Raw genomic sequence first — 2713 nt, forward strand, 5'->3', positions numbered from 1 at the left:
GCCCACGGAGCTTTGACCGACATTCACGGCGACCTGATCGGCACCTTCTCGGGTACTGCTCTGAACAGCACCACCACCTACGACCCCTACGGCGAAGTCACTGCCCAGACCGGCACCAGATCAGCGCTCGGCTACCAGGGCGAATACACCGATCCGGACACCGGCAAGGTGAACATGCATTCCCGCTGGTATCAGCCCGGCACCGGCGCCTTCGACTCGCGGGACGCATGGACGTTGTCTCCGTTCCCATCCATCCAAGCCAACCGCTATACATATGCAAACGGCAGCCCCCTATCGCACATCGATCCGTCCGGCCATATCCCAGATAAGGACGGCGGCGTTTCGTCAACTATGGTGTCGACTGGATCGCGCAGCGGGCTGCCAGTAGGCGGTCGACTCCCTATCAATCCCGCAGCCTCCGCAGTTGCCTCGGTTTCTGCTGCCGTAGCCGGCGCTACGGCAGCGCAGTACATTGGCGTGCAGGTTGCATCTGGTCTGTCCAGAAAGAAAAAGGCGACCGCGGCGACCGGTAAGCCTGGGCCCAGGTCCGATGTAAGAGAGAATCTGCAAGCGGAAAAAAATCAGTGCAAATATCACAGGTGTGGAAGATCTGAAAGCGTCCGGACTGCGGGGAATAGGCCAACAGGTGATCGTCCGGAGCGATCGACTACGCGGCCAACTGCTAGAGGCTGCGCGAAGCCTGGCGGATGTGGGCAGACCCGGTGTGGTTCCTCGTGTTATAGAGATTCGCCCGGAGTAAAGACTCATAAACTACCCCATACGGGCTGCAAATCTCCTTGCCAGCCGCCATGTCCGCCTTGGGTATGCCCGCCAGACGAGAAGGACCGTAAGAAGCAGTCGGATACGACTAGGGATTGCGACGCGCGCGGGGTTTGCTGGGACACAGAACTCAGCCTTTGGGAGAACGACGCTACCGGCGAGCCCCCAGGGGTCCCGTTTGATTATTCGGATGACAACATCATCCAGTGCGACTACGGTCTGAGCCTGTCGGGAAATTGCGGCGACGGCGCATGGGCCAAGGATGAGCCGGTCGATGACACCCCATACGACTACGGTGACCCCCCGCCACCCACCGTCTACTCCTGCGATAGGCCGAACAGCTTCCTGCCCGGCACCTTGGTTCTCATGGCCGACGGAAACACGAAGGCCATCGAGGACGTCAAGATCGGCGACCGTGTCGCCGCTACAGACCCGGTCAGCGGACACGTCGAAGCCAAACCAGTCACGGCGCTGATTGCAGGGGAAGGTACCAAGCACCTCGTTGAGGTCACGGTTGACCTCGATGGCGCCCGTGGTGACGCGATCGGGGCAGTCACCGCGACCGACAATCACCCCTTCTGGCTACCGCCTTTGGGCGAGTGGATCGCCGCGGGCCAGCTCCACCCGGGCATGTGGTTGCAGACTTCAGCAGGCACGCACGTCCAGATCGCGGCGATCAAACGGTGGACTGCGAGGCAACGTGTCCACAACCTGACCGTGCATGAGCTGCACACCTACCATGTGCTGGCGGGCGACCAAGCGATCCTCGTCCATAATGATGGAGACGACGACCTTGTCCGTGTAGGAAGATGGATGTCGCAGGCCGAGTACGACGCAATGAGTCGCACTGGCATGGTTCAACGCGGTGGAGGTGGATTTACCTACGTGGTCCATCCAGCGGACCCGAAGGCCTATATCTCGGCCCGACCAGGTTCCGTTTATGCAGAATTTGATGTCCCGCGTTCGTTGCTGATCCCTGGAGGTCGTCCGGGTGATTACAAGCTGTCAGATTCAACCACCATCAACGCTCGCTTGGCGGAGCGGCGAGGCTTGCCTAAGCCGGAGCTTCCCGAAGCGAGAAACCTCGGCCTCGGTGGATCATGCTAGAGCGCTCTGACCTGCTAGATTTCGCACAAGACTGGATCTCGCGCAAGCAAGCGGGGTTCGCCGAGGTGGGTATTAGTTCAGAGGTTGAACTCTCACCACCAGATCGAGATCCCCGCTCTGTTAGTTGGGTTTTTGAAGGCCTCCGCCATGGGGGGCAGTTCGTTATCTGGGCCGACGGGCAATCCGAAATGGATCTGGCCGACATGGAGTCTGGTGTGATCCGGTCCGAGCATAGATGGATTGAGAGCGAGATCGTGTTGGTCTCGATTCTTGGATCCATTTATAACTGGGTTACCGGAATCGACTCTTTGTAAGAACGAAATGCGAGAGTGCCGCCAGAGATCGACCTCTGGCGGCACTCTCACGTCGTTTGACGGCTTCGGTGACGGCTTCGGCGGCCGTGATCGTTTTCTGACGGCTACGTTTCGGGGTCGTCGCCAAGCGCGCCTGACATGCGTTCAATGAGGTGATCTCGTGCGCCCAGCAGAGCAGGAGGTGAAGCCGTGACGTAGCGGTGGATCTTGCTGTTCGTAAGCTCGTCGTCGCTTGCCGGTGGAAGTCCGGTCCGGGTAGCTGCCAGGAGGCCCGGTAGCAGGCTGGCGGTTTCGTCTGGAGACGGGCGGGGTCGAAGCCCAGCGTCGAAGGCCCTGTAAATAGGGGGAGCGATGATGCGGTCCGTAGCATGAAGCGAAGCCTGCGGCGTCGTTACTCAGCCCGCCATTGTGGTGGGACGAGGGAGTGCCGAGCCTCTCGAAACCGGGGCGAAGGCCATGGACGCGGTGAAGAGCCTGGAAGCGCAGCCGTCAAGGACTCCCCGGCGTATGGG

At 60.4% G+C, this 2713-nt stretch carries 1 protein-coding gene and 1 pseudogene; both read left to right on the forward strand.

What is annotated here, in order from left to right; all coding sequences use genetic code 11:
- Positions 1-12: 12 nt before the first annotated feature.
- Positions 13-306 (forward strand): annotated as a pseudogene (locus V5E28_RS50015) (RHS repeat-associated core domain-containing protein); the annotation flags it as partial.
- A gap of 840 nt (positions 307-1146) precedes the next feature.
- The gene (locus V5E28_RS48760; RefSeq protein ID WP_336217150.1) at positions 1147-1887 is read left to right on the forward strand and encodes a TreTu family toxin; all 741 of its coding nucleotides are present in this window, start codon (positions 1147-1149) and stop codon (positions 1885-1887) included.
- The last annotated feature ends 826 nt before the right edge of the window (positions 1888-2713 follow it).

Origin of the sequence: Nonomuraea sp. LPB2021202275-12-8 (assembly GCF_037044575.1) — a bacterium.
In the GTDB taxonomy this organism is placed as follows: Bacteria; Actinomycetota; Actinomycetes; order Streptosporangiales; family Streptosporangiaceae; genus Nonomuraea.

What these genes read in the sequence shown, in the direction of transcription:
- V5E28_RS48760 (WP_336217150.1), top strand. Translation starts at nt 1,147, where the DNA reads ATGGCCGACGGAAACACGAAGGCCATCGAGGACGTCAAGATCGGCGAC.